Genomic DNA, 25524 nt, shown 5'->3' with positions numbered 1-25524 from the left:
ATCGCCGCCCTGCGCTTCTTCGCCCGCCGTACTGTCGATGGCAGCACCGCCGAAGATGTCGAAGCCGTGAGCTTCGGCTTGGACGGTGTCACCTACGAGATCGATCTGAAGCAGGACAACGCTGCGAAGCTCCGTGACGCCCTGGTTGACTTCGTCGCCAGCGCCCGCCGCACGAGTGGCCGCTCCAAGAGGGCTACGAGCTCCAGCCGCACCATCGTGGCCGAGTCCCGTACCAAGGAGCAGACGAAGGCTATTCGCGAGTGGGCCAAAGCCACCGGCCACGAACTCTCCGATCGTGGGCGCATCCCTACGAACATCATCGAGGAGTTCGAGAAGGCGCATCGCTGAGCAGGCTCTTGCGGCTGCGGAGCCCGCATGGTCGGTGCTGCTGACAGATCAGTAGCATCGACTTCCGCCCTGAGATGGAGAGCCATGTCTGACAGCAGTCCGATCGAGTGGACCGAAGCGACGTGGAATCCCACCACCGGCTGTGACCGCATCTCGAAGGGCTGCGACAACTGCTACGCGCTGACGCTCTCCAAGCGGCTCAAGGCGATGGGCGCTGCCAAGTACCAGACTGACGGTGATCCGCGGACTTCCGGCCCAGGCTTCGGCGTCGCCGTCCACCCGGACGCGCTCGAGCTGCCGTACCGGTGGCGTCGGCCGCGGGTGGTCTTCGTGAACTCGATGTCGGACTTGTTCCACGCCAAGGTGCCGATCGGTTTCGTGCGGGATGTCTTCACCGTGATGCGGGAGACCCCACAGCACACCTACCAGGTGCTCACGAAGCGTTCGGCACGCCTTCGCCGGATGGCTGACCGGCTGGACTGGCCCTCGAATCTGTGGATGGGGGTCTCGGTCGAAGACGAGAGCCAGCTACCTCGTGTCGATGACCTGCGGGGCGTCGGTGCCGCAGTGCGCTTCATCTCCGCTGAACCCCTCCTCGGACCGCTTCCGTCGTTGGAAGCTCAGCTGCATCCACTGGGTGATCACCGGGGGAGAATCGGGGCCAGGATCACGACCGTGCGATCCGCAGTGGGTGCGCGGTATCCGGGACTCTTGCGCGGCTGAAGGGGTTGCCTTCTTCCATAAGCAGTGGGGTGGCCGTCACCCGAAGGCTGGGGGCCGCGAGCTCGATGGGCGCGTACACAGCGAGATGCCGACCGCTGCACGCAGCTTCGAGCTCAAGGCCATCTAGGACTCAGGCGGGATGCGTACCCACGAGTCGTACTTGATGCGCCCGGTTGGGGGAGACGTCTCAACCTTGCGCTCCTCGCGGAGCATCGCGATCGTCCTGATGATCTGCTGGAAGCGAAACACAGTCTCGAACTGCACGTAGTCCTTCAGCTTGTGCACCTGCAGCCCCTTCTGGCCAGCTTTCTCGATCTGCGGCAGGAGAAGCCTGCCCAGCGGCCCAAGCTGCGGCTCATCGAGTTCGAAGAGCCCTTCGTCCTGCTGATCCCGCGGGTCGCGGAAGCCGATGCCGAAGGAGCGGTCGACCTCCCATAGGGCGTCCTTCATCACCTCGACCCCCTTCGGATGGTTGGTACCGAACACGAGGTACAGCGGATCGCCGCGGCGATCTACCAGCTCAAAGTCGAGGAGGAAGCGGAACCCCGCCGCCTTCAGGGTGCGTCGATAGCAGTCGAGGATGTGCCGGCGTTTGGCAGCGCCGTTACCCGCGTTTGTCACCTGGCGCCACTCTGGATTGCCGCCGAACACCTCGTCGGCATCCTCACTGAGGGCCGTCACGAAGCGCACGAAGTGGTGCGGCTTGAAGGTGACGATGACTTCGCTCGCCGGGTTCGCGGCCAAGCGTTGGAGCACGCGGTAGGAGACCGGCGCGTTCCCCCATGAGTCGAGGATCGCCAAGATCGGCTGACCCCAGGCGTTGATGCCGGTGAGCGCGTCTTCAAACGTCTCTTCGCACTTACCTTGCTGCACCGTGATCGGCATGGTCTGGGGCGTCCGCGGTGAGTCCTCGACGATCGGAGCGAGCTGCTGCTTGAGCAAGCTGATGCAACGAGGATCGTCGTCGATGAAGAGGAAGCGGCTGATGCCCTTCGAAGCGTCCACCTTGTCATGAAGTGCCTTGAGCGCGATAACCGGTGAACCGGGTTCGCCGGCCTTGTAGATGCCAGGCCCGGAGAAACCCTCGGCGTAGGTGGCGGACGGGTAGGCGTTACCACCACCGATGAGGATGGGAAACCAGCGCCGCAGATACCGCCGGTAGATGTCGTGCTTCGCTGACGTGTGCTCAACGATCTGCCAGGGAACTTCGCCTTCAGTCGGCATGTGGACCCCTCCTCGCAAGAGCACTCGTTAGGCACCATACCTAGGGCGACCTGGCGGAGGATCGGTAGAAGCGTACGTCCGCCTACCGGAGTAGGAGGATCGATCACCTGATCGATGGAGAGCGGATGACCTGTCCTGTGGTGAGGCCGGGCTGCGGTCGGAGTAGCTCTCCGTGTGTGAGTGGCTGGCTCGCTCGCTCCTCATGTATTTTCTTGACTACGGCCTAAGTAGATGCAGTAACGGGCTACGCGTAACCAACGATAGGCCTACTTGCCAGAAATTTAGCTGGGGAGGTAGCGGTGGATTGCAGGCACTGCGGGGCCAAGCACAGTTTGACAAAGGTATCGAACGAGGCGGCAGAGCAAGGAAACGTCGAGAATCATGAAGGTTATCCCATCGTCTGGGACCTTCACGTTGTGGTGATGCGATGTGCGCACTGCAGGTCCTTCACCTCTGCACCTATGAGAGTGAAGGTGGAAGGCATCCCGAAGGCGAAGAAGACGATTACGCCTACATGATTCTGTATCCGCAAGTTCAAGACTTCAGCTTGGTCCCACCGAATGTTCGAGCAGAGTACGAGAAGGCCCAGCGTGTACGCGCTATCGACAGCGAATTTTATGCACTTGGCCTGAGGGGAACACTTGAGGCGTTGTGCATCGAGCACGGCTTGATTGGCGATGGGAATCTATTCGGAAAGCTAAAGCAGCTGGCTACTGACAAGTCCTTGCCGGGTGTCTTCTCGGATATGGCCGATTACTTGAGACAGCTAGGAAATTTCGGTGCGCATATCTCTGGCCTTACGGTTAACCCTGAAGACGTAGTTGCCGCTAACGAATTCATTGAGGCCATCTTCGAGTACTTGTACGTAGCGCCGGCGAAGCTGAACCGAGTCACAAGTGAACTCGCCTGCCGCAAGGCAAAGATGACCGCAGCTAAGTAGAGGGCGCGGCTCGCGCCGACGGCCGGGTGATCACACGACCGGTCAACTGTCCGCTAGTTCCTCGAAGCGCGCGATCACCGCAGTGAGCGTCGTTTCAAGGGCGTCTGCTACGAGGCGGAACTCCACGACAGCCGCTGAACAGGGGCGAAGCGGTTTGAAAGGGCCTCGGTGTCGCCCATCTCAGACGGGGCGAGGTGCGTTGACGCACCTCGCCCCGTTCTTCTGCCGGTGGTGCGACTCCGATCGTGGTGGCATCTGGAACCGGCCAGGTCGGTGCCGTACTTTTACGGCCTGTCGGGGACGTTTGGGCCCACCACCTCCGAAGGACGACGACTCGTGAAGCGCAGGGGCAAGACGCCGCGGCCCGACCTCGGCACCGTCACGCAGGAGCAGGTGAAGCTGCTCGCGCTGGTCGAGCAGGGCGGGGTGCACCGCGGCGCCACCAGCTGGTACCTGGAGCACCGGCCCGCGAAGCAGTGGGACGCCGAGGCGCTGGAGGTCCTGCGGCTGCGCGGCTGGATCAGCTGGGTGAAGCCCGACCGCGCGATCGACCACGGCATGGCCGCGCCGGTCGACATCACGCCGGAGGGGCGGGTGGCGTTGCGGCACCACCTGCCCGACTGGGTGCTGGGGCGCAGGGCGATCGCCGCCTCGCCGCCGCGGCTGCCCGCGGTGGAGACGATCGGCGTGTTCGACGCACTGCGGTGACCGCGGGTCCGGGGAAGACGGAGAGGCCATGACGAACCTGTTGACCGGCGGCGAGCTGCGGGCTCGTGAGCACCACCGCATCGAGGACGAAGCGCGCGCGTCCGGGCCCGTGCACCCGGTGACGCTGCCGAACGGCGTGCGCCTGCAGGTCGTCACCGTCGGGCTGGAGCTCACCCGCAGGCTGCTGACCGACCGGCGGCTGTCGAAGGACAGCGACGCCTTGCAGCGGGAGATGAAACGCCAGCTCGCCGCGCTCGGCAGCACCCAGACCGAGTTCGCGGGGCTGTTCGGGCCGAGCATGCTCAACAGCGACAACCCGAAGCACGCCCGGTTGCGCGGGCTCGCGGCCAAGGCGTTCACCTGGCCGGCGGTGCAGCGGCTCGCCCCGCGCGTGGAGCAGGTCACCGCGGAGCTCGTCGGCGCGCTGCCGGTGGGGGAGGAGGTCGACGTCGTCGCCGCGGTCGCCGTGCCGGTGCCGTTGCACATCATCGGCGAGGTGCTCGGTGTGCCCGAGGGTGACCGTGCGCGCGTGCGGACGTTGATCGAGACGATGATGTCGATGGAGCCGGAGGTGTCGCAGCCGGCCAGCGACGCGCTGGGCGGTTACTTCCACGCTCTGCTGAGCGGCGGCGGCCTGGACGAAAGCTCGCTGTTCGGTGCGTTGGTGGCAGCCGACGACGACGGCGACCGGTTGACCCACGACGAGCTCATGGCGATGGCGTTCCTCCTCGTAGTAGCGGGCCACGAGACGACGGCGGGTCTCATCACCAACGTCATCCACGACGCGGTCGACCACGGTCTGTGGGAGCGGGTCGCGGCCGAACCCGAGTTGGTGCCGGTTCTCGTCGAGGAGACGCTGCGGCAGAACTCACCGGTCCGCAGCGCCACGCACCGGATCACCACCGAGCCGGTCGAGATCGGCGGTGTGGTGGTGCCGGAGGGCACGCTGCTGCTCATCAACCTCGGCGCAGCCGGACGCTGCCCGGTCGCGCACGAGGACGCCGCGCGGTACCGGGTCGACCGGGCGGCGACGGGGCACGCGTCGTTCGGTCACGGTCCGCACTTCTGCCTGGGGTCGGGGCTGGCGCGGCTGGAGACCGAGACCGTGCTGCGGCAGCTCACCGCACGGTTCCCGCGCGCCCGGTTCGCCGGCGACGGGCCGCCGGCCGTGACGCACAACGACATCATGGTCAGCGTCCGTGAGCTTCCCGTCGTGTTCGGCGGTCCACACGGGACGGACACCGGTCCGGCCGAGTGGAGCAGCGCAACGGGTTCTCTGTCGTAACGGGCGTGCGAGAGCCGCGACAGCGTTCAGCGGGGGATTAGGGGACCAACCCCCAATGCGGCTGACCAGGGCTATCCCCGAGTCCAACCGGGACGTAGCTTCCCCTCATGTCACTGCGCACGTTCGCCGTCGTGGTCGGTCTTGCGTTCCTCCTGGGTGGGAGCGCGATCTTGTTCGTGGCGCTGGCCGTCGAGTCGCCGAGCGGTGCGCTCGTGCAGTGCGGCAACGGCCTGGGCATCGGCTTCGACGAGTCGGCCGCCGCCGCGATGGGATCGGCCTATGTGGACATCTGCGGTGACCTGCGCCTGCGTCGGCTGTACTGGGCATTGCCCGTCATCGGCGTGGGCGCCGTGCTGCTGATCGGCTCTTTGGTCGCTTCCCGCGACGCTACTCGCCGGTAAGGTCGCGGCATGACGTGGATGGTCTACGGAGCCAACGGGTACACCGGCCGGCTCATCGCCGAGCTCGCCGTCAAGCGCGGCGAACGACCGGTCCTCGCGGGCCGCTCCGCCGAGAAGGTCGAGCCGATCGCCGCCGCCCTCGGCCTGGAACACCGCGCGTTCGACCTCTCGCAGGCCCGCGCGCACCTGGAGGACGTCGACGCCGTCGTGCACTGCGCCGGCCCGTTCGCCCACACCGCGACCGCCATGGTCGACGCGTGCCTCAAGACCGGCACGCACTACCTCGACATCACCGGTGAGATCGACGTCTTCGAGTCCATCGCCCTACGCGACGCCGACGCGCGCAAGGCCGGCATCGTGCTGCTCCCCGGCGCGGGTTTCGACGTCGTCCCCACCGACTGCGTGGCCGCGATCCTGAAGAACGCCCTGCCGACCGCGACCCACCTCGACCTCGCGTTCGTCGTCGGCGGGGGAGCGAGCGCGGGCACCACGAAGACCTCCGTCGAGGCCGCCGCGGTCGGTGGCCGCATCCGCGAGGACGGTGCGTTGAAGAGCGTCCGCATCGGACACCGCAGGCGCACCGCCTACTTCCGCTCCGGCCCGCGCGAGGTCGGCAGCATCCCGTGGGGCGACGTGAGCACCGCCCACCGCTCGACCGGTATCCCGAACATCACGACGTTCACCCTCGTGCCCGGCGCGCTGGGGCGGCTGCAGAAGGTGTTCGCCCCGGTCCTGCAGGCGCCGTTCGTGCAGAACGCCGCCAAGACCGTCGCCGCCAAGGTCAAGGGCCCCGACGAACGCAAGCGCGCCACCACCCGCGCCGAGGTGTTCGGCGAGGCCTGGGACGCCTCCACCAAGGTCGACTGCGCCCTCACCACCCCGAACGCCTACAGCCTCACCGCCGACTCCGTGCTGCGCGCCATCGGCAAGGTCACCGGCGTCGCCCCCGGCGCCCACACCCCGTCGAGCGCGTTCGGCGCCGACTTCATCCGCGAGCTCGACGGCGTCGTCGTCGGCGAGGTCCGCTTCAGCTAGCTCCCCCGGTCTGGCCAGCTCGAAGCTCACCGATATATCAGCTGCACGCAAAATACGTTTGCGCACGTCCGCAAAAGACTCATTGCAAAGGGGTCAGCGAACAACAGCGCCCAACCGGTACATCGGCGTGAGCTGCCGATATATCAGTTGGGCGCTGTCGTCGTGGAGCTGAGGGTCAGCGGGGCGCGAGCAGGCTCGTGATCTCCTGCGAGGCCGACACGGTGAGCAGGTGCTGGAGGTTCTCCGGCAGCTCTTCGCCGCGCTTCTGCTTGGCCTGCGCGTACAGGCGGCCGGCGCGGTAGGAGGAGCGGACCAGCGGCCCGGCCATCACACCGAGGAAGCCGATCTCCTCGGCCGTCTCCTTGTGCTGGACGAACTCCTCGGGCTTCACCCAGCGCTCCACCGGGTGGTGCCGCGGCGACGGGCGCAGGTACTGGGTGATGGTGATGATGTCGCAGCCCGCGTCGTGCAGGTCGGCGAGCGCCTCGGTGACCTCCTCCGGCGTCTCGCCCATGCCGAGGATCAGGTTCGACTTCGTGACCAGGCCGAACTCGCGGGCCTTCGTGATCACCTCGAGGGAGCGCTCGTAGCGGAACGCGGGACGGATGCGCTTGAAGATCCGCGGCACCGTCTCCAGGTTGTGCGCGAGCACCTCGGGACGGGACTCGAAGACCTCGGTCAGCTGCTCCGGGACCGCGTTGAAGTCCGGGATCAGCAGCTCGACGCCCGTGCCGGGGTTCATCTCGTGGATCTGGCGGACGGTCTCGGCGTACAGCCACGCGCCGCCGTCGGCCAGGTCGTCGCGCGCGACGCCGGTGACCGTGGAGTAGCGCAGGCCCATCGCCTGGACCGACTCGGCGACGCGGCGGGGCTCGTCGCGGTCGAGGTCGGCGGGCTTGCCGGTGTCGATCTGGCAGAAGTCGCAGCGCCGCGTGCACTGCTCGCCGCCGATCAGGAACGTGGCCTCGCGGTCTTCCCAGCACTCATAGATGTTGGGACAGCCGGCCTCTTCGCAGACCGTGTGGAGGCCTTCGCGTTTGACCAGACCCTTGAGCTCCCGGTATTCGGGGCCCATCTTCGCGCGCGTCTTGATCCAAGACGGCTTCTTCTCGATCGGCGTCTGGCTGTTGCGGACCTCGAGCCGCAGCAGCTTCCGACCCTCTGGTACCACAGTCACCACCTCACCCTACGCTGCGCCCCCGCGTGTCCGGCGTCACGCACGTCCGACGGTGGGACGCCGTGCCGGACGCCGGGTGGAGCAGCCTCGTTGTTCACGATCTGTTGTTCACGCGAGTCGTGTCGACCATGAACAACGCGCCGCGCCGAGACTGTTCCTCGCCCGGAGGTGACGACCGGGTAGCCGGTGTCCTCCGACTCCCCCCAAGCGGGGGCACCGGCCCGGCCCTTCCCGCCTACGGCAGGTCGGGGGTGATCCCGGTCAGCTTGACGGTGAGGTCCCAGAGGCGGCTCGCGGCGAGGTCGTCGCGAGCCGCCGGGGTCATCCCGGCGATCGCGGGGTGGCCGCGCAGGCCGTTGAAACCGCCTGGCCCGTAGTAGAGGCCGCCGTGCGCGTCCGGTGAGGTCGCCGCGTAGAGCTGCGGCAGCGCGCCCATCTCCACCGACTGCGAGAACAGGTGGCTCAGGCGGCCGCCGAGGCGCATCACCGACGACCGGTGCGCGCTGGCCATGTTGTTGGTCAGCTCGGTGGCCGTCATGCCGGGGTGCGCGCCGATCGACGCCACGTCCGGGCAGCGGCGGTCCAGCTCGCGTGCGAACAGGATGTTGGCGAGCTTCGACTGGGAGTACGCGGCGGCGGCGTGGTACGAGCGGTGTTCCCAGTTCGGGTCGTCGAAGTTCATGCGGCCGTACTTGTGCATGATCGACGCCACGGTCACCACCCGCGCGCCTGGCCGTTGCCGCAGCACGGGGAGCAGCAGGAACGTCAGGGCCGCGTGGCCGAGGTGGTTGGTGCCGAACTGGCGCTCGAAGCCGTCGGCCGTCCGGCCGAGCGGGACGGCCATGATGCCGGCGTTGTTGACCAGGACGTCGAGCGTGCCGACCCGGTGGGCCGCGGCGCGGACGGAGGCCAGGTCGGCGAGGTCGAGCGGGAGGACCTCGGCGGACCCCCTGACCTGGCGCCGGGCCGCCTCACCGCGTTCGGTGGAGCGGCAGCCCATCAGCACGTGGGCGCCTTTGTCCGCCAGCACCTGGGCGGTGCGCAGGCCGAGACCTGAGTTCGCACCGGTCACCAGCACGGTGCGGCCGGTCTGGTCGGGGATGTCCGCGTCGGTCCAACGACTCATGGGGTCATTCCTACCGCCCGGTAACTGCCGAGCGGAAGGTGGGCGTCGAGTACCGCTCGCAAGACCGGCTCGTCGGCCGCGAGCTCCGCGGTCACCCGGTCCTCGTCGACGGGGCCGTCGAGCGCGGCGGCCTCCATGCGCGCGGTCAGCTTGTTGTGCCAGCGGTGGTCGAGCGCCAGCAGCAGTTCGTCGAGCGAGGAGAACACGTCCGGATCCACGATGAGCGGCGCGGACGGGTCGCGACGGGCGTCGTGCAGCACGGCGTCGAGCGCGTCGCGGCGTCGGTAGTGATCGGCCCAGGCCATGGTTCGTACCCCCGGTTTCTCGCATACCTTCGGTATGACACGACCATACCACCGGTACGTACCGCCGGTATGTGAGCTACGTTTCGTCCGTGCGAAACCGACGGGCCGAGTACTCGGAGTCGACCAGGCAGGCGCTGGTCGACAGCGCGGTCGACCTGTTCACCAAACGCGGCTACGCCGGCACGTCACTCGACGAGGTCGTCAAACGCGCACGTGTGACGAAAGGCGCGCTTTACCACCACTTCAGCGGCAAGCAGGCGTTGTTCGAGGCGGCGTTCGCGCAGGTCGAGACGAAGTCGATCGAGCCGCTGGCGGCTCTGGTGACCGGCGAGGGCGAACCGTGGGACATCGCGGTCGCCGGGTTGCGCGCCTACGTCCGCAAGTGCCTCGACCCCGAATACCAGCGGATCATCGTGCACGAAGCGCCGGTGGTGATGGGCTGGGAACGCTGGCGCGAGGCGGAGGAGCACTTCAGCTTCGGCCTGCTGCGCACCGCCGTGCAGCTGCTCGTGGACGCCGGTGAGATCGAGGAGGCGCCGGTGGAGATCATGGCGCGGCTGCTGTTCGGGGCGCTGTCCGCGGGCGCGAGCACCATCGCCAGCTCGTCCGACCCGAAGCGCACGGGCCGCGAGGTCGAAAGCGCGATCCTGCGGGTGCTGGAGGGACTGCGCAAGAAGTAGTCGAGTTCCGCCCTAGCGGCCCGGCGCAACGTCGATCACCACGCGGACAACGAGGTGGTCAGCATCATGATCGAACCGGTCAACACGCGCCTGGGACTCGACGGCAAGCTAGCGCTGGTGACGGCGGGGACCCACGGGCTCGGTCTCGCCATCGCGAGCAAGCTCTGCGACAACGGCGCCCACGTCATCCTCACGACCTCTGCCGACGACGTCGACCTGGAGCGCGCGAAGCTCGTGCTCGCGGGCAAGCCCGGCTCGGTGACGGTCACCCAGCTGGACATCACCGACGAGCACTCGGTGCGCCTGCTCCTCGACCGGGTCAAGGAGGAGCGAGGTCAGCTCGACGTGTTCGTGCACCACGCCGTCTCGCCCGACCTCACGCCGTTGCTCAACGTCGTGGAGCCGCTGGCCAAGGCCTTCGTCGACGGCGGGCGGGTGGTCGTCGCCGGCTACACCGTGACACCGGTGCACGGCGTGATCCGCACACTCGCCCTGGAGATGGCCTGGTACCGGGTGGCCGTCAACGCCGTCGTCACCACCGTCGTCGACAACGGCCCCATGAACATCGACCCCGACCTGGTCGACCGGCTCGCCATCAAGAGCCCGTCCGGGCGGGTGACCCTGCCGGAGGACATCGCGAACGCGGTCGCATTGCTGTGCACCGACGAGGCCTCCTGGATTCAGGGTCAAGTCATCACCGTTGACGGCGGACTCGAACTGCTGGAGCGGTGGGGCGAAACGCGCTGATCTTCGCGAGGTGCATGCTCCACCGGTCCGCTCGGGTGCCACTCGAGCGGACCGGTTCGCGTTTCGGAAACCGAGCGAGGAGTGAGCGTCCGGTGACCCGCGGTCATCTGGTGATCGGCAACATTAATTGCTCATAGCGCATTCGGAGTAACGCTGGCCGCAATGGGTCCCGATGCTTGTCCTGCATGGTCACCGAGTGTAAAACTCAAAATGGTGACCTGGGGGCAAGCTAGGGGGTCGGATGATCAGAGTGCTGCTCGCCGAGGACGTGCAAATGGTCCGGGGCGCTTTGGTCGCTTTGTTGAACCTCGAACCGGATATTGAGGTCGTCGCGTCCGTCGCGACCGGTGACGAAATCATCGCGGCGGTGGAGAAGAACAAACCGGACGTCGCGGTGCTCGACATCGACCTCCCCGGCATGGACGGCCTTTCCGCCGCCACCGTCATCCACGACACCGCCCCTGACACCCGGACGCTGATTCTCACGAGCCTCGGCCGGCCGGGAACGCTGCGCCGCGCGTTGAACGCCCGCGTCAACGGTTTCATCCTCAAGGACGCTCCCGTCAGCGAGCTCGCGGACGCCATCCGCGGCGTCTCCGTAGGCCGCAGGGTGATCGACTCGCAGCTCGCCCTCTCGGCGTGGGACACCGACGAGTGCCCGCTCACGCCGCGAGAAGCTTCGAGGTGCTGCGGCTCGCCTCCGACGGCGCCGACGCCATGGAGATAGCCACGACGCTGTTCCTGTCCGTCGGCACCGTGCGCAACTACCTGACGGCCGCGACGGCCAAGCTCGACGCCCGCAACCGGGTCGACGCCGTCCGCATCGCCCGCAAGTCCGGCTGGTTCTGACCGGGCTGCTCTGACAGCTCACCCTTTGCAATGACTCTTTGGACGACGTCCGCAAAAGACCAGTTGCAAAGGGGTAGCTGTCTGACGCGAGCTATCTGAGGCGAGCTGCCGGCGGTGAGCTACCTGGCGGTTGAGCAACTTTGCAACGAGTCTTTGGACGACGTCCGCAAAAGAGTCGTTGCAAAGGTGCAGGTCAGAGGGCTGTGAGGAGCGCGACTGGAGGGCTGGGCGCAACTGATATATCGGTGTAGCTACACCTGAGGGTGTGCGTTGGCGCGGGCCGGGACGCACGGGATCGCGGCGTGCACGTGGAACGAGCCGTCGCCGGTGTGGCGGGCGGTGAAGGTGCCGCCGGCGGCTTGGACGCGTTCGGCCTGGTTGCGGACGCCGTTGCAGTCGAGCGAGGTGGAGCGGACGGCGGCGCCGTCGTTGACGACGTCGAGCAGGACCGTGCCGCCGCGCTGGTGGACGCCGATGGTGCAGGTGCTGGCGTCGCTGTGGCGCAGGACGTTCGTCACGGCCTCGCAGAGCACCGCGGACAGCACGGTCTCGATGGCCTCGGGCAGCGGGTCGTGGTCGAGCTCGACGCGGACGTCGATGTCGGAGGCCGCGAGCATCGCCTTGGCGGAGTTCGAGATGTCTGCGAGCGAGAGCGGGCGGTAGGCGCGGGCCAGGGAACGGACGTCGGCCAGGGCGTGGTGGGTGATGGTGAGGATCTCGCTGATGTGCTGCTTGGCGTGGTCGGGGCTGTCGGCGACGATGCGGTGCGCGAGCTCGCTCTTCAGCTTGATCGCGCTGAGGCTGTAGCCGAGCAGGTCGTGCAGGTCGCGGGCCACGCGGAGGCGTTCGGCGGCCACGGCGGCGACGGTGGTGTCGACCGCGTCCAGGGGCAGCGGGTCCGGGGGTGCCGCGACGGGGGCGGCGGGGACCGGGCGGTGCGTCGCGAAACCCGTGGCCAGGCCTGCCAGTAGCAACGCGGTCGCGGCGGTGGCCATCATGGCCTCGCCGTGCGCTGCTTGGGCGAGACCGGTGGCGATCACGGTCAGGATGAACAGCGACCAGCCGAAGAACGGGCGCAGCACGACCAGGGCGTTGCCCGCCACCAGGCCCGCCACACCCGCCCAGGAATGCCCGAACGCGACGTGCGGCAGCACCAGCAGCAGGGCCTGCGCGGCCAGCACCAGGTGCCTGCGGAGTACCGACAGCTGCCCGAAATAGGTCAGTTGCAGTACGACTAGCAGTGAGAAATCAATGGCCGAGACCACCAATTCGGGGGTGTCGCCGGCGAGCAGCAGAGCGCGGGTCAGGTCCGTCAGGCAGACACCGGCGAACAGGGCGACGATGACCGCGCGGTATCTCGGTATCGCAGGCGATGCAATCAACGTGCCCCCCAAGAGCAAACCGCCCAAGAGCAGACGCAGCACTCTCGTGATCACGACGTGCGCTCAGGCCCGAATACTAGACAGACCAGAGCAGTCAGGTCTGACTTACTGTATCGGTGCAGATCGTTGTTTCGCATTGACTCGCAGCTCAATTTCACGCGAAAGGACCAGTATTTTCGGCAACAGTCACCGCATGTGTTCGCGTGCTTACCGGACGGATCTGTTTGGGTTCGTTTGAGCATATGAATTTTTCACGCTGGCCGCAGTAGTTCGCCATCCGAGAGTCGTGGCGGGATACGTGGCGTGCGATAGCCCCGCTCAGGTGAACTTGGTGGCACGACCAAGTCGACCGCCGCTGTCAGGGGAGGATCCAATGGAGATCAAGGTTCTGGGACCGCTGGAGGCACGGGAGAACGGCGTCTCGATCGCGCCGAGCGCGGTGAAGCCCCGTCAGGTGCTCTCGCTGCTGGGCCTGCAGGCCGGGCACGTCGTCACGGTCCCGACGTTGATCGAAGAGCTCTGGGGGATGACACCGCCGCGCAGCGCGCTCACCACGCTGCAGACCTACGTGCTGCAGGTGCGGCGGCGCATCGAGGCGGCCATGCCGGGCGAGGGTCCCGGTGTCGCGAAGAACGTCCTGGTCACCCGGTACGGCGGCTACATGCTGGACGTGCCGCCGGAGGCCGTGGACGTCCGCAGCTACGAGCGGCTCGCCACCGCGGGTCAGCGCGCGTTCGAGATCGGTGACCTGGAGTCCGCCTCCCGGCTGCTGCGCAACGCCGCCGACGTGTGGCGCGGCCCGGTGCTCGTGGACGTGCAGATCGGCGTGCGGCTGGGCATGGAGGTCACCCGCCTGCAGGAGAGCCGCCTGGGCGTGCTGGAGACGCGCATCGAGGCCGACCTGCAGCTGGGCAAGCACCAGTCGCTGCTGAGCGAGCTGTCCGTGCTCACCGCGCAGCACCCCATGCACGAGAACCTGTGCGCGCAGTACATGCTCGCGCTCTACCGGGCCGGCCGGCAGTGGAAGTCGCTGGAGGCCTACCAGGCGCTGCGGGACACGCTCATCGAGGAGCTCGGGCTTGAGCCGTCCGAAAGGCTGCGTCAGTTGCAGCGGGCGATCCTGAGCTCCGAACCGTCGCTCGACAAGCCCCTGTCCCCTCGCCAGCTGGAGCGTCAGCTCGCGGGCTGAACCCCCGTCGGGAGCACATCGTGGAGACCACCGGTGCAGGTGCGTTGATCAAAGCGCTTGAGGACGTGGGCTGCGAGGTGATCTTCGGGATGCCCGGTGGGGCGATCCTGCCCGCGTACGACCCGCTGTTCGACTCGAAGATCCGGCACGTGCTGGTGCGGCACGAGCAGGGCGCCGGGCACGCCGCGCAGGGGTACGCGCAGGCCACCGGGCGGGTCGGGGTGTGCATGGCGACGTCGGGTCCGGGGGCGACGAACCTGGTCACGCCGATCGCGGACGCCTACATGGACTCCGTGCCGATCGTGGCGATCACCGGCCAGGTCAGCCGGTCGGTGATCGGCACGGACGCCTTCCAGGAGGCGGACATCCGCAGCATCACGCTGCCGATCACCAAGCACAGCTTCCAGGTGCACGACCCGGCCGACATCCCGCGGGTGGTGGCCGAGGCGTTCCGGCTCGCCGCCACCGGACGGCCGGGACCGGTGCTGGTGGACCTGCCCAAGGACGTGCTGGCCGCCACCACCACCTACACCCCGCCCAAGCCCGTCGCGCAGTCCCGCCCGGCGCTCTCGCCGGTGCAGGTCCGCACCGCCGCCCAGCTCATGGGCACGTCGAAGCGCCCGGTGTTCTACGTGGGCGGGGGAGTGGTCCGCTCCGGTGCCGCGGCGGAGCTGCTCAAGCTCGCGAACTCCACCGGCATCCCGGTCGTCACCACGCTGATGGCGCGCGGCGCGTTCCCCGACTCGCACCGCCAGCACCTGGGGATGCCGGGCATGCACGGCACGGTGCCCGCCGTCGCCGCCCTCCAGCGGGCCGACCTGCTGATCGCGCTGGGGACCCGGTTCGACGACCGGGTCACCGGGTCGCTGCCGCACTTCGCCCCGCACGCCGCGGTGGTGCACGCCGACATCGACCCGGCCGAGATCTCCAAGAACCGCAAGGCCGACGTCGGCATCGTCGGCGACTGCCGCGACGTGCTCGCCGCCCTCAACGCGGTCGTCTCCCACGTCCCCGACCTCACCGAGTGGTGGGCCTACCTCGACGGCCTGCGCACCACCTACCCGCTCGGCTACGACCACCCCGAGGACGGCGCGCTCGCACCGCAGTACGTCATCGAACGGCTCAGCACGCTCGTCGGCCCCGAGGCGATCTACACCTCGGGCGTCGGCCAGCACCAGATGTGGGCCGCCCAGTACGTGCGCTACGAACGCCCCGGCTCGTTCATCAACTCCGGTGGCGCGGGCACGATGGGGTTCGCCGTGCCCGCCGCCATGGGAGCGCAGACCGGCGCGCCCGACCGCACGGTGTGGGCGATCGACGGCGACGGCTGCTTCCAGATGACCAACCAGGAGCTCGCCACCTGCGCCGCCGAGGGCATCCCGATCAAGGTCGCGATCATCAACAACGGCAACCTCGGCATGGTCCGGCAGTGGCAGACCCTGTTCTACGAGGGCCGGTACTCCAACACCCGGCTCGGCACGCACGACCGGCACCCCGACTTCGTCAAGCTGGCGGAGGCGCTGGGCTGCGTCGGGCTCCGCTGCACCACGCAGTCCGAAGTGGACGACGTCATCCTGGAGGCCATGTCCGTGCGGGACCGGCCGGTCGTCATCGACTTCGTGGTGGGGCAGGACGCCCAGGTCTGGCCGATGGTGCCCGCCGGCACCGGCAACGACGAGGTCATGGCCGCACGAGGAATCCGCCCCCTGTTCGACGAGGAAGAGTGATGACCAGACATTCGCTGTCCCTGCTGCTGCGCAACGACCCCGGTGCGCTCGCCCGGATCGTGGTGCTGTTCTCCAGCCGCGGCGTCGAGGTCGAGTCGCTGAGCCTCGGCCCCGCCGAGCGCGGTGAGCTGTCGCGCCTCGACGTCGTGGTCGACCTGCAACCCGGCCGCACGCCGGCCCAGCTCATCAAGCAGCTCGGCCGGATCGTCGACGTCAAGAGCGTCGTCGACCGCACCCACGACGAGGCGCTCGAACTGGGCGCCTGAACAACGGAGAATGGCCGCCCCGAACCTGCGGGGCGGCCATTCTCCGTTCCTGCGCCGGGGTGCCTCAGGCCGCCTTGGGGACGTGGCGGTCGACGACGCCGGCGTACTTCTCCAGCGTCTCGCCGGGGGACGGACCGTCGAGGGCCTTGTGGATGCTCTCGGCGATCTCGCCGTGGCGGTGCAGGTCGGCGTGCGTCAGCGTGACCTTCGTCGTGGCCGGGCCGACGACCTCGAAGTCCACCTTGATGAACGACGCCTTGTCGTCCTCGAAGATCGGCTGCCAGTAGGGGCCGACCCGCCACGTCATGACGAGGCGCTTCGGCGGGTCCCACTCGGTGATGGTGCCCCAGGCGATCTCCTCGCCGTCAGCGCCGCGCTCGAAGTAGCGGCCGCCGACGAACGGCTCGATCGTGATGGCCTGCCGGTCCTTGACGAAGACGTGCGACTCCGGCCACCACTCGATCGGCCGTCCGGCGAAGATCGCGAACGCCTGCTCGATCGTCGCCTCGACCGTCACCGACTTGGCGACATCGGGAGTTGAGGCCATGTGGCCCTCCTCGCGGGGTTGGGTTGCGGGTGATGTCGCTGTTCACCGTGACCGGTTTGTCTCAACCGCCGATCGAACCGAGGTCGAACCAGGACGGCTCGACCGGATGTCCAGTGCCGCCACCCATATTCGCGGTAGCGAAACCCGGCAGACCGAGGAGTTGTCGTGTCCCCAGCCAGTGTTGCCGCCTCCGTTGCGGTCTACATCGAGGTCCAGACGTTCTACGCCCGGCAGATGCGGCTGCTCGACGCGTTGGACGTGGAGGGCTACGCCCAGACGTTCACCGAGGACGGCGTCACCGACCACGCCCACCGCGGCGAGAAGGTCGAGGGCCGTGCCGCCCTGATCGCCGGCGCCAGCGCCGCGCTGCCCCGCTACAAGGGGGTCGCCGTGCGGCACTGGAACGACCACTACCTGGTCGAGGAGGTCGACGAGAACACGCTGAACGTCAGCTACGCCTCGCTCGTCACCCGCACCACGCTGGACGGCCAGGTGTCGTTCGAGCCCACGTTCTCCATCGAGGACGTGCTCGTGCGCATCGACGGACAGCTCTACACCAGGTCCCGCACGATCCACCGCGACCTGCCCGTCCAGGCCGCGTGACCTGCACACCCAGGAGGTGACGAGGTGACTGCTCAACAAACCGGGCTGGCCGCCGCCGCGGAGAAGGTCAAGCTGATCGCCGCGGAGCACGCGGTGCAGGCCGACACCACCCGCGAGCTGGCCCCCGAGGTCGTGGAGGCACTGCGCGACGCCGGGTTCGCGCGGCACTTCGTCGCAGCCGGGCGCGGCGGCTCGCAGGGCACGTTCGCGGAGCTGACCGAGGCCGTCATCACCGTGGGGCAGGGCTGCTCGGCCGCCGCGTGGTGCGCGTCGCTGTCGGCGTACTCCTCCCGGTTCGCCGGGCTGCTGCCCGAAGAGGGCCACGACGAGATCTGGGCGTCCGGCCCGGACACGTTCGTCGTCACCGGCCAGCCGCCCATGGGCAAGGGCACGGTCGTGGACGGCGGCCACCGGCTCAGCGGCCGGTGGACCTACGTCAGCGGCGTGGACTTCGCCGACTGGGCGCTGCTGTGCGGCATGGTCGGTGACGAGGGCCGCTTCTTCGCGGTGCCGCGCGGCGACCTCACGGTCCTCAGGACGTGGGACAGCGTCGGGATGAAGGCGACCAGCAGCCATTCCGTCGTGGTGGACGACGTCTTCGTGCCGTCCCACCTGTCGCTGAACCGCGCCGACCTGCTCACCGGCACCAGCTGGTCGCCGGTGCCGAGCCACAACGTCCCGTTCCAGGCGGTCGGCGGCCTCACGTTCGTCGCACCGGCCGTCGGAGCGGCGATGGGAGCGCTCGACGCGTGCGTCTCGGTGCTGTCGGGGAAGAAGCAGTCCGTCACGTCCGCGGTCGACCTGGTCCGCGCGTCCGGTCAGGTCGAGTCGGCGAAGCTGCTCGTGGAGCAGAACGCCAGGGTGCTCGACGACCGCGAGTTCACCCCGGCCGCGATGGCGCGCAACGAGCGCAACGTCGCCTACGTGGCCGAGGTCCTGGTCGACGCGACCGGTGGCCTGGTGCGGGCCGCCGGCACCGGTGGCCTCGCGGAAGGTGGTGCGCTGCAACGGTTCTGGCGCGACGTCGTGAGCTGCTCCAGCCACGTCGCGCTGCGGTACGAGACCGCGTCCGTGCGCACCTACCCGGCGTCGCTCTTCGGCTGACGCCGGGAGAACCGGCCCCGGCGCCACTGCGCGGCGCCGGGGCCGCAGGCGTGCCGTCGTTCCGCTCCGCCGCGACCTGACCGGGACTCAAGCGGAGGGGATCACCCTGGTAGCTCGACCGGCAGTCGTCGTTTGGAGGCAGGAGGTGGGACCTCGTTCAACAAGACCGGCTCTCCAGCCACGACGAGTCCTGACCCACCCCCTGCCGTGCGCAGCGGAACATCAGTCATCTGAGGAGAAATCGTGACCTCCACCAACACCAACCCCGACCTGGAGTCGCCACCGGCGGCTGCCGCTGCGCAGGCGGCTGCGGTCGTCGACGCGCCGGCGGCCGACCCGCGCCGCTGGATCGCGTTCATCATCATGACCGTCGCGACGTTCATGGACATGCTGGACGGCAGCATCGTCAACGTCGCACTCCCCGCGATCCAGCACGGCATGGGCGCGAGCTTCGTGCAGCTGCAGTGGATCACCGCGGGCTACGTCTTCGCGTTCGCCCTCACACTGATCACCGGCGGTCGCCTCGGTGACATCTACGGCCGCCGCCGGATGTTCCAGCTCGGCGTCCTCGGCTTCGTCCTCACGTCGTTCCTGTGCGGCATCTCGATCAATCCGGAGATGCTCGTGGCCTCCCGCCTCGCGCAGGGCCTCGCGGCCGGCCTGATGGTGCCGCAGGTCATGTCGATCATCCACGTCACCTTCCCCGACAAGGAGAAGGGCGCGGTCTTCGCCATCCAGGGCACCATCGGTGGTCTCGCGGCCACGATCGCGCCGCTCGTCGGTGGCCTCCTGGTCGCCTGGAACGTCTTCGGCTGGGACTGGCGGACGATCTTCCTGGTCAACGTCCCGATCGGCATCCTCGGCTACGTGCTGGGCTGGAAGTACATCAACGAGTCGAAGGCCCCGAGCCGCATCCGCCTCGACCTCGTCGGCGTCGTCCTCGCGACCGTCAGCCTCACGGCCCTGCTGTTCCCGCTGACCTTCGGCCGCGAGCTGCACTGGCCGGCCTGGGGCTTCGTGCTGATGGCCGCCTCCGTCGTCGGCTTCATCGGCTTCGTCGCCTACGAGAAGGCCAAGCAGCGCAAGGACGGCATGCCGCTCGTGCCGCTGAACCTGTTCAAGTCCCGCAGCTTCTCCGCGGCCCTCGCGCTGATGCTGGGCATGTTCAGCTTCACCGGCATGTTCATGCTGGCGCTCTACCTGTACCTGCAGGAGGGTCTCGGCTTCTCGCCGCTGCGGACCGGTGTCACGCTGCTGGCGTTCTGCATCGGTGCGTTCATCACCGCGTCGGCCTCGGTCATCGCGCTGGTGCCGAAGTTCGGCCGCGCCGTCCTGCAGGTCGGTGCCGTCGTCATCGCCGTCGGTGTCGCGGTGCTGCTGTTCTCGGTCAGCCCCGACGTCACGAGCTGGGGCCTGGTTCCCGGGCTGCTGCTCATCGGCCTCGGCTTCGGCATGACGGCCACCCCGATCGCGCTGTTCGCACTGCAGGAGGTGCCGCACGAGGACGCGGGTGCGGCCTCCGGCCTGATCAACACCAAGCAGCAGCTCGGTTTCGCGGTCGGCATCTCGGTCGTGACGCTGGCGTTCTTCTCGCCGCTGGCCTCCCACGGCGCGACCAACGCGGAGTCGCTGACCCCGCAGGTCCGCCAGGAGCTCGTGGCAGCCGGTGTCGCCGACGCCAGGGCGGACGAGCTGGCCGGCGCGTTCAAGACCTGCGCCGTCAGCGGGTTCGCCGGCACGCCGGAGTCCGGTGCGGCGGCGTGCGCCGCCCTGCAGGCCGACCCGCAGGCCAAGGCCGTCGCCGACAGGTACACGCACCAGGCCGCGGGCCAGTCCTTCACGGACGCGTTCCGCACCACGCTGTACGTCGGCTTCGGCTTCGCGGCCCTCGCGCTGCTGCTCGCCTCCTTCCTGCCGCGCTGGCTGAAGCAGGAGGAGTGGGGCGCTCCCGCCGAGGACGGTGCCGCCGAAGGCGCTGAGGAACCCGCCAAGGCGTAGTTCCACCCGCTGTCGCAATGGGCCCCGGACCACCCGTCCGGGGCCCTCTGCTGTGAGCACGCGGGGGCCCCGCGTGCCTCCTGGGGGAACGCGGGGCCCCCGCGTGCACGAGAACAGGCCCCCACACGGGTGGTGGGGGCCTGTGGGGTGACGGGGTGTGACGGGGGGTCAGATGCGGAACGCGGCGCCCTCGACGTCGACGGGGCCCTGCCACGGGGTGCCGTCGTTCATGTTGATGTAGGTGTGTGCCTTGGTGCTGAACTTCTTCTTGTTCGCGCTGATCTTGCCCAGGTGGCTCGCGTTGATCGAGCCGACCGGGTTGCCGTTCTCGTCGCGGTGCGCGTGGTGGGTGATCCAGAAGCTGAACTGGCCGTCCTTCGCCGCCGTCCAGACGCCCCGGCCCTCGAGGTGGTCGGGGTAGCCGGGCTTGGTCTCGCAGTGCAGCTGGTAGTCGGCGGTGAAGTCGCAGAACAGCGGCGTCAGCAGCGGCGGCTGTTCGATGTGGATGGTGACGGTGAGGTCCCAGCGGCCGACGAGCGCGTTCTCGTAGCTGGGCTTCGCGGTGGCACCGGCGGCGGCGACGACGGGTACTGCCAGCGCACAGGCGGCCACGGCGGCCATGGCCTTCTTGCGGACGTTCATGGGGGACGCCTCCGATGAGGTGGGGCAGCGGACGCGCTGAGTGTTGTTCGCGCAGCTCAAGCACCCCTGTAGCGCCAGTTGTGACCCGAGGCGGCTTCGAGGCGGGTTGCGGAGGATGGCACAAAGCGAGAGGAGCTGGGGCATGTCTGCATCGGTGACCGACGCGTTCCGCTGCCGGGCGGCCAGGACGCCCGACGCGGTCGCGCTGTCCGCGGGACACGACGTCGTGACGTACGCGGAGCTGGACAGGTGGTCCGACGCGCTCGCCGGCGAGCTCGTCGAGGCCGGTGTGCGGTCCGGCGACCGGGTGGCGGTGTGCCTGGAACGGTCGGCGCAGCTCGTCGTGGCACTGCTCGGCGTGCTCAAGGCCGGCGCCGCGTACGTGCCGATCGATCCCGAGGACCCCGAGGCGCGGGTGTCGATGATGCTCGCCGACGCGCAGGTGTCCGTCGTGGTGGGCCGGTTCTCCGCCGGGTTCACCACGCTGAAGGTGCCGCCGCGCGGGTCGAGGTCCACTGTGGACGCACTCCCGGTCGTGGCACCGGAGGACGTGGCGTACCTGATGTTCACCTCCGGCTCGACGGGCCGGCCCAAGGCGGCGATGGTGGAGCACCGCAACATCGCGAACCTCGTCACGGCGCCGAACTACCTGGAGATCACCGCACAGGACCGGTTCCTCCAGCTCGCCACGGTGGCGTTCGACGCCGCCACGTTCGAGATCTGGGCCGCCCTGCTCAACGGCGCCCGGCTCGTGCTCGCCCCACCCGGTGTGGTGCAGGCGGAGGAGCTCGGCGACCTGCTGCGCACCAACGAGATCACCGTCCTGTTCCTCACCGCGGCGCTCTTCCACCGGCAGATCGACGTGGACGTCGACGCGTTCAAAGGCCTGCACACGGTCATGTCCGGCGGTGACGTCCTGTCCGTGCCGCACATCCGGCGGCTGCGGGAGGCGCTGCCGACCGTGCAGATCATCAACTGCTACGGCCCGACCGAGACCACCACGTTCGTCACCTGCCACCGCGTCGGCGCGGACGAGGACCTCGGCGGCACCCTCCCGATCGGCAGGCAGCTGCAGAACACCGACGTCGTCATCGTCGGCGACGACGGGACACCGGTGCCCGACGGCACCGCGGGCGAGCTGTGGGCGGGCGGCGCCCAGGTGGGCCGCGGCTACTGGCAGCGCCCGGACCTCACCGAGGAGCGGTTCGTGCGCGGCAGCTGGAACGGCGTGCGCTACTACCGCACCGGCGACCAGGCCCGGCGGCGCCCGGACGGCGTCGTCGAGTTCCTCGGCCGGATGGACGACCAGTTCAAGCTGCGCGGGTTCCGCATCGAACCGGGCGAGGTCGAGAACGCGCTCACCGAACACCCGCAGGTGCGCGCCGCGGCGGTGGGCGTGCGCACCCACCCCAGCGGTGACCGCAGGCTGGTGGCGTGGGTGGTGCCCTCCGACGAGGGGATCGACAAGCGCTCGCTGCGTGCCCACATGCGTGCGAGCGCACCGGAGCACATGGTGCCGGCCGGGTTCGTCGTGGTGGACGAGCTGCCGATCACGAGCAACGGCAAGACCGACCGCAAGGCGCTGCCGGAACCGGACTGGAGCTCGAAGGCGCTCTACGTCTGAGCGGGTCAGGACACGCGGAAAGGGGCGGGCTCGCAGGGAGAGCCCGCCCCTTTCGACGCGTCCGCTAGAGCCAGGACGGGACTTCCAGGATCTCCAGCACCGCGGCGGTCCAGACGTAGCCGGCGCCGGAGGACTGCAGGACGACCAGGTCGCCCGGCTTCGGGTCGCGCTCGGCCAGCACGTGGTCGAGGCCGATCGCGATGTCCGCGGTGCCGACCATGCTGTACTGCTTGGCCCAGTCGTAGGTCGTGGAAGCGCGGTCGACCCCCAGGAGACCGCAGATCCCGTGCGTGACGATGGTCTCCGCGAGCTGCTGGTGCAGGAAGAACCGCGCGTCCGCGAGCTCGATCTCCGCTTCGTACAACGCCATCTTGAGCGAGTGCCGCACCCCGCCGCCGATCCGCGCGATCATGTCGTCGAGGTCGACGTCGGCGTTGCGCAGGAAGTCCTCGACACCGCTGTTGAGCTGCAGGGTCCGGCCGTCGAGGAACGGTCCGGTGGTCCACGGCTGGAACCCGCGCGACATCTGCTCCAGGGTGGAGTCGGCGTGGGAGTGGATCGAGCGGACCCGCGCGAAACCGGAGCGGTTGGACAGCACCAGCGCCCCCGCGCCGTCGCCGTTGACGTTCTGCTCCTCCGACGCCCACCGGTCGAAGTACGGCAGGTGGAACGCGTCGCCCGCCGTCACGAGCGCGGCCGAGGTGTCCCGGTGCGACGACAGGTACGACGCCGCGAGGTCCACCGCGGCCATGAAACCGTTGCAGCCCTGCTTGACCTCGAACGCGGGCCCGGTGCCGCCGACGGTGTTGGCCTGCACGTAGCTCGCCGGCGTCCAGAGGTCGAGCCCCTGGTGCGACAGGGAGGCGTGCACGGTCAGGCCGAAGTCCAGCGGGCTCAGGCCGGAGCGCTCCACGGCTTCCAGACCGGCTTTCGCCGCCATGACGGGACCGGTCTCGCCCGGAGCGGCGACGCGCAGCTCCCGGTAGCCGTTCATGGCCTTCTTCTCTTCCGTGTACCGGCCGGCCGCGATGGCGTCGTCCACCGTCTCGACCTGCTCGGGCAGGTATGTGCCCACACCGGCGATGTACAGGTCATTCCACCGCATGTCGAACTCCTAGGCTGCCTGGTCCAGCTGCTTGGCGACGGCGCGCGCCGTCGGGTCCTCGTAGAAGCTGCGCAACGGGACGCGGACGCCGTACCGCTCGTGGAGCTGCTTGACCAGCTTCGACGCGAGCAGTGAATGGCCCCCCAGGTCGAAGAAGTGGTCCTGCGGCTCGATCCCCGGCACTCCGAGCACCTCCCCGAACAGGTCGCAGAGCTCTGTCTCCCGATCTGTCACGGCGTCCTCCCTGTCAGCCCTTGAGTAATGAGAACTTTGCGTTGCCCGGGTCGAGATGGGCTTGGGCCGCAACGGAAAACACCGCGTTCGAGCCGTTCTGGAGTTTGCGCCGAGGGAAGTCGTCCACGGTTGCGCGCGTCCGTCGCAAGCAACCTGGGTTGGGAGCCACACAGATGCAGACGTTCACTCCGAAACGGTCGACCGCCCTCATGCGCGCAGCAGCGGTCACAGCCGTGGTCCTGCTCGCGTTAACGGGCCTGACCACGGCCGCGAACGCGACGGGCTGCACACCGGTCGGCAGCTGGACCGGTCACGTGACCCGCACGGACGGGGACCACCCGACCAAGCTGGTGTTCAAGGCCAACGGCAGCGTGTTCCTCACCAACGAGCAGAACACCACCACCAAGGGCTCGTGGTGGTGGACCGGCGCCACCACGTTCCACTACAAGTTCCGCGGGGAGAAGGTCTACGACGAGAACGGCGCCTACTTCGCCTACGTCGACTTCGACCAGGACGCCGTCCAAAGCGGACCGCACGGCTTCATCAGCTCCGGCCCGTCGACGTTCTTCCTCGCCGACGGCACGAACCTGGGCACGTCGGCCATCACGTTCACGATGACGCGGGTCTGACGCGCGGCCGGAGCCGGGGCAGGTCCGCCGCCCCGGCTCCGGCACGGGGTCACACCAGGAACGAGGCGTGCTCCTCCACCCACTGGCGGAACGTGCGGGCCGGCTTTCCGGTGATCCGCTCGGCGGTCGCGCCGGTCTCCGCAGGGACACCGACCGCGGCCTCCCACTGGTTCAGCAGCGAGGTCAGCACGGGCGGCGGCACGAAGGCGCTCATCTGCGCCTCACCCTCCTCGCGGGTCAGGCCGTTGACCACGAGCTCGCGGCCGAGCACCTCGCCGACGATCTCCAGCTCCCGCCGGAACGTGAGCGACTCCGGCCCGGTGAGGTCGACGACCTCGTCCTCCAGCTTCTTCTCCGTCAACGCGACCACGGCCACGTCGGCGATGTCGTCCTCGTGCACCGGGGCGACCTGCGCCTCGGGGAAGACCTGGTCGATCGTGTCGCCGGCCTGCAGCGCGTAGCTCCAGCCGAACGCGTTGCTCATGAAGGCACCCGGCCGCAGGATCGTGTAGGTCAGGCCCGACGCGACGACGGCCTCCTCCACGACCTTGTGGTGGTGTGCCAGCGGGTCCTCGTCGGCGCCCGGGAGGCCGACGGTGTTCGACGACAGCAGCACGACGCGCTCGACGCCCGCCTTCTCGGCCTCGTCGAGGAACTGCGTGATGCCGTCCGGCTCCGCGTAGAGCAGCACCTTGGAGACACCGGCGAGGGCCGCGACGAACGTCTCCTGGTCGGTGAGGTCGAGGGTGACGGTCTCCACGCCCTCGGGGACGTCGAGCTCCGCGGGGTTTCGGCCGGACGCGCGGAGGCTGTGACCCGCCGCGTAGAGCCGCTGGAGCACGCGGCGGCCCACGTTGCCGCGCGCTCCGGTGACGAGGATGGTCATGGTTGATCTCCAGAATGGGGATGGTTCGCCTGGATGGCCG

General features: G+C 68.6%; 28 protein-coding genes and 1 pseudogene. 19 read left to right on the top strand and 10 right to left on the bottom strand.

The features are described from left to right. The 3 genes from ACVDFE_RS37995 (at position 1) to ACVDFE_RS37985 (ending at position 1198) form a co-directional block, all read left to right on the top strand. On the top strand, positions 1-348 hold the full coding sequence (locus ACVDFE_RS37995) for a histone-like nucleoid-structuring protein Lsr2 (RefSeq protein ID WP_458434463.1): 348 nt from the start codon (positions 1-3) through the stop codon (positions 346-348). An 84-nt stretch (positions 349-432) separates the two neighbouring features. Next, entirely contained in the window at positions 433-1071 is a 639-nt protein-coding gene (locus tag ACVDFE_RS37990) for a DUF5131 family protein (RefSeq protein WP_458433807.1), read from the top strand. After that, a complete protein-coding gene (locus ACVDFE_RS37985) occupies positions 986-1198 on the top strand; it encodes a DUF5131 family protein (protein WP_458433806.1) in 213 nt (70 codons plus the stop codon). Before ACVDFE_RS37990 ends, ACVDFE_RS37985 begins: the two co-directional genes overlap by 86 nt. Here ACVDFE_RS37985 and ACVDFE_RS37980 read toward each other — a convergent pair. After that, positions 1195-2295 carry a three-Cys-motif partner protein TcmP gene (locus ACVDFE_RS37980; RefSeq protein ID WP_458433805.1) on the bottom strand — a complete coding sequence of 367 codons (1101 nt, stop codon included), beginning with the start codon at positions 2293-2295 and terminating at the stop codon, positions 1195-1197. The two genes, ACVDFE_RS37985 and ACVDFE_RS37980, sit on opposite strands and share 4 nt — an antisense overlap. A gap of 427 nt (positions 2296-2722) precedes the next feature. On the opposite strand from ACVDFE_RS37980, the gene ACVDFE_RS37975 reads away from it, so the two are divergent. The 5 genes from ACVDFE_RS37975 to ACVDFE_RS37955 all read left to right on the top strand — a co-directional run bounded on the left by ACVDFE_RS37975 (position 2723) and on the right by ACVDFE_RS37955 (position 6664). Continuing rightward, on the top strand, positions 2723-3235 hold the full coding sequence (locus ACVDFE_RS37975) for a DUF4145 domain-containing protein (RefSeq protein ID WP_458433804.1): 513 nt from the start codon (positions 2723-2725) through the stop codon (positions 3233-3235). A gap of 336 nt (positions 3236-3571) precedes the next feature. Further along, entirely contained in the window at positions 3572-3943 is a 372-nt protein-coding gene (locus tag ACVDFE_RS37970; RefSeq protein WP_360397275.1) for a hypothetical protein, read from the top strand. Positions 3944-3971: 28 nt separating this feature from the next. Further along, positions 3972-5228 (top strand): cytochrome P450, encoded by a 1257-nt coding sequence (locus ACVDFE_RS37965; RefSeq protein ID WP_458433803.1) that lies wholly within the window; start codon positions 3972-3974, stop codon positions 5226-5228. Between the two features lie 107 nt (positions 5229-5335). Further along, positions 5336-5629: a hypothetical protein gene (locus tag ACVDFE_RS37960; protein ID WP_360397279.1), complete on the top strand. Its 294-nt coding sequence runs from the start codon at positions 5336-5338 to the stop codon at positions 5627-5629. A gap of 9 nt (positions 5630-5638) precedes the next feature. Continuing rightward, positions 5639-6664, top strand: a complete 1026-nt coding sequence (locus ACVDFE_RS37955; RefSeq protein ID WP_458433802.1) for a saccharopine dehydrogenase family protein — start codon at positions 5639-5641, stop codon at positions 6662-6664. 175 nt (positions 6665-6839) lie between these two features. On the opposite strand, the gene lipA is transcribed toward ACVDFE_RS37955, so the two are convergent. From lipA to ACVDFE_RS37940, 3 genes are all read right to left on the bottom strand, one after another. Then, entirely contained in the window at positions 6840-7841 is a 1002-nt protein-coding gene (gene lipA, locus ACVDFE_RS37950) for a lipoyl synthase (protein WP_360397283.1), read from the bottom strand. A gap of 235 nt (positions 7842-8076) precedes the next feature. Next, positions 8077-8967 carry an oxidoreductase gene (locus ACVDFE_RS37945; RefSeq protein WP_360397285.1) on the bottom strand — a complete coding sequence of 297 codons (891 nt, stop codon included), beginning with the start codon at positions 8965-8967 and terminating at the stop codon, positions 8077-8079. After that, positions 8964-9272, bottom strand: a complete 309-nt coding sequence (locus ACVDFE_RS37940; protein ID WP_360397287.1) for a hypothetical protein — start codon at positions 9270-9272, stop codon at positions 8964-8966. The genes ACVDFE_RS37945 and ACVDFE_RS37940 overlap by 4 nt, the downstream gene beginning before the upstream one ends. An 89-nt stretch (positions 9273-9361) precedes the next feature. Between ACVDFE_RS37940 and ACVDFE_RS37935 the strand changes: the two genes are divergently transcribed. The 3 genes and pseudogenes from ACVDFE_RS37935 (at position 9362) to ACVDFE_RS37925 (ending at position 11548) form a co-directional block, all read left to right on the top strand. Then, entirely contained in the window at positions 9362-9952 is a 591-nt protein-coding gene (locus tag ACVDFE_RS37935; protein WP_360397289.1) for a TetR/AcrR family transcriptional regulator, read from the top strand. 66 nt (positions 9953-10018) lie between these two features. Beyond that, positions 10019-10699 (top strand): SDR family NAD(P)-dependent oxidoreductase, encoded by a 681-nt coding sequence (locus ACVDFE_RS37930; protein WP_360397291.1) that lies wholly within the window; start codon positions 10019-10021, stop codon positions 10697-10699. Between the two features lie 241 nt (positions 10700-10940). Continuing rightward, positions 10941-11548, top strand: a pseudogene (locus ACVDFE_RS37925) (response regulator). Between the two features lie 251 nt (positions 11549-11799). On the opposite strand, the gene ACVDFE_RS37920 reads toward ACVDFE_RS37925, so the two are convergent. After that, the gene (locus ACVDFE_RS37920; protein ID WP_458433801.1) at positions 11800-12930 is read right to left on the bottom strand and encodes a sensor histidine kinase; all 1131 of its coding nucleotides are present in this window, start codon (positions 12928-12930) and stop codon (positions 11800-11802) included. Between the two features lie 373 nt (positions 12931-13303). Between ACVDFE_RS37920 and ACVDFE_RS37915 the strand changes: the two genes are divergently transcribed. Genes ACVDFE_RS37915 through ilvN form a run of 3 tightly spaced genes read left to right on the top strand, consistent with a single transcriptional unit; the run spans position 13304 to position 16112 of the window. Continuing rightward, positions 13304-14119 carry an AfsR/SARP family transcriptional regulator gene (locus tag ACVDFE_RS37915; protein WP_360397297.1) on the top strand — a complete coding sequence of 272 codons (816 nt, stop codon included), beginning with the start codon at positions 13304-13306 and terminating at the stop codon, positions 14117-14119. Between the two features lie 20 nt (positions 14120-14139). Further along, positions 14140-15846 carry an acetolactate synthase large subunit gene (locus ACVDFE_RS37910; RefSeq protein ID WP_458433800.1) on the top strand — a complete coding sequence of 569 codons (1707 nt, stop codon included), beginning with the start codon at positions 14140-14142 and terminating at the stop codon, positions 15844-15846. Beyond that, positions 15846-16112 (top strand): acetolactate synthase small subunit, encoded by a 267-nt coding sequence (gene ilvN / locus ACVDFE_RS37905; protein WP_360397299.1) that lies wholly within the window; start codon positions 15846-15848, stop codon positions 16110-16112. Before ACVDFE_RS37910 ends, ilvN begins: the two co-directional genes overlap by 1 nt. Positions 16113-16176: 64 nt before the next feature. On the opposite strand, the gene ACVDFE_RS37900 is transcribed toward ilvN, so the two are convergent. Then, positions 16177-16659 (bottom strand): SRPBCC domain-containing protein, encoded by a 483-nt coding sequence (locus tag ACVDFE_RS37900; RefSeq protein ID WP_360397301.1) that lies wholly within the window; start codon positions 16657-16659, stop codon positions 16177-16179. Positions 16660-16824: 165 nt separating this feature from the next. On the opposite strand from ACVDFE_RS37900, the gene ACVDFE_RS37895 reads away from it, so the two are divergent. The 3 genes from ACVDFE_RS37895 (at position 16825) to ACVDFE_RS37885 (ending at position 20364) form a co-directional block, all read left to right on the top strand. Then, entirely contained in the window at positions 16825-17262 is a 438-nt protein-coding gene (locus ACVDFE_RS37895) for a nuclear transport factor 2 family protein (RefSeq protein ID WP_360397303.1), read from the top strand. A gap of 24 nt (positions 17263-17286) precedes the next feature. Beyond that, the gene (locus ACVDFE_RS37890; protein ID WP_458433799.1) at positions 17287-18366 is read left to right on the top strand and encodes a hydrolase; all 1080 of its coding nucleotides are present in this window, start codon (positions 17287-17289) and stop codon (positions 18364-18366) included. A gap of 243 nt (positions 18367-18609) precedes the next feature. Next, positions 18610-20364 carry an MFS transporter gene (locus ACVDFE_RS37885; RefSeq protein WP_458433798.1) on the top strand — a complete coding sequence of 585 codons (1755 nt, stop codon included), beginning with the start codon at positions 18610-18612 and terminating at the stop codon, positions 20362-20364. 168 nt (positions 20365-20532) lie between these two features. Here the strand turns inward: ACVDFE_RS37885 and ACVDFE_RS37880 are convergent, their stop codons facing one another. Further along, a complete protein-coding gene (locus ACVDFE_RS37880; RefSeq protein WP_360397311.1) occupies positions 20533-21006 on the bottom strand; it encodes a hypothetical protein in 474 nt (157 codons plus the stop codon). A gap of 142 nt (positions 21007-21148) precedes the next feature. Between ACVDFE_RS37880 and ACVDFE_RS37875 the strand changes: the two genes are divergently transcribed. Beyond that, positions 21149-22630: an amino acid adenylation domain-containing protein gene (locus tag ACVDFE_RS37875; protein WP_458433797.1), complete on the top strand. Its 1482-nt coding sequence runs from the start codon at positions 21149-21151 to the stop codon at positions 22628-22630. Between the two features lie 64 nt (positions 22631-22694). Here the strand turns inward: ACVDFE_RS37875 and ACVDFE_RS37870 are convergent, their stop codons facing one another. Together ACVDFE_RS37870 and ACVDFE_RS37865 are read right to left on the bottom strand one after the other, a co-directional pair. After that, positions 22695-23735: a ketoacyl-ACP synthase III family protein gene (locus ACVDFE_RS37870; RefSeq protein ID WP_360397315.1), complete on the bottom strand. Its 1041-nt coding sequence runs from the start codon at positions 23733-23735 to the stop codon at positions 22695-22697. Positions 23736-23744: 9 nt separating this feature from the next. After that, positions 23745-23969, bottom strand: a complete 225-nt coding sequence (locus ACVDFE_RS37865) for an acyl carrier protein (RefSeq protein ID WP_360397317.1) — start codon at positions 23967-23969, stop codon at positions 23745-23747. A gap of 173 nt (positions 23970-24142) precedes the next feature. Here ACVDFE_RS37865 and ACVDFE_RS37860 point away from each other — a divergent pair, with 173 nt between their 5' ends. Further along, positions 24143-24598, top strand: coding sequence for a hypothetical protein (locus tag ACVDFE_RS37860; RefSeq protein WP_458433796.1), 456 nt, complete (start codon positions 24143-24145; stop codon positions 24596-24598). A 49-nt stretch (positions 24599-24647) separates the two neighbouring features. Here ACVDFE_RS37860 and ACVDFE_RS37855 read toward each other — a convergent pair whose 3' ends face one another. Further along, complete coding sequence (locus tag ACVDFE_RS37855; RefSeq protein WP_458433795.1) at positions 24648-25484, bottom strand: NAD(P)H-binding protein; 837 nt, start codon at positions 25482-25484, stop codon at positions 24648-24650. Positions 25485-25524: the final 40 nt, after the last annotated feature.

This window comes from Lentzea chajnantorensis, assembly GCF_054300775.1.
Note: the sequence above shows the minus strand (reverse complement) of the source record. Positions and strands in the feature narration are given on the sequence as shown.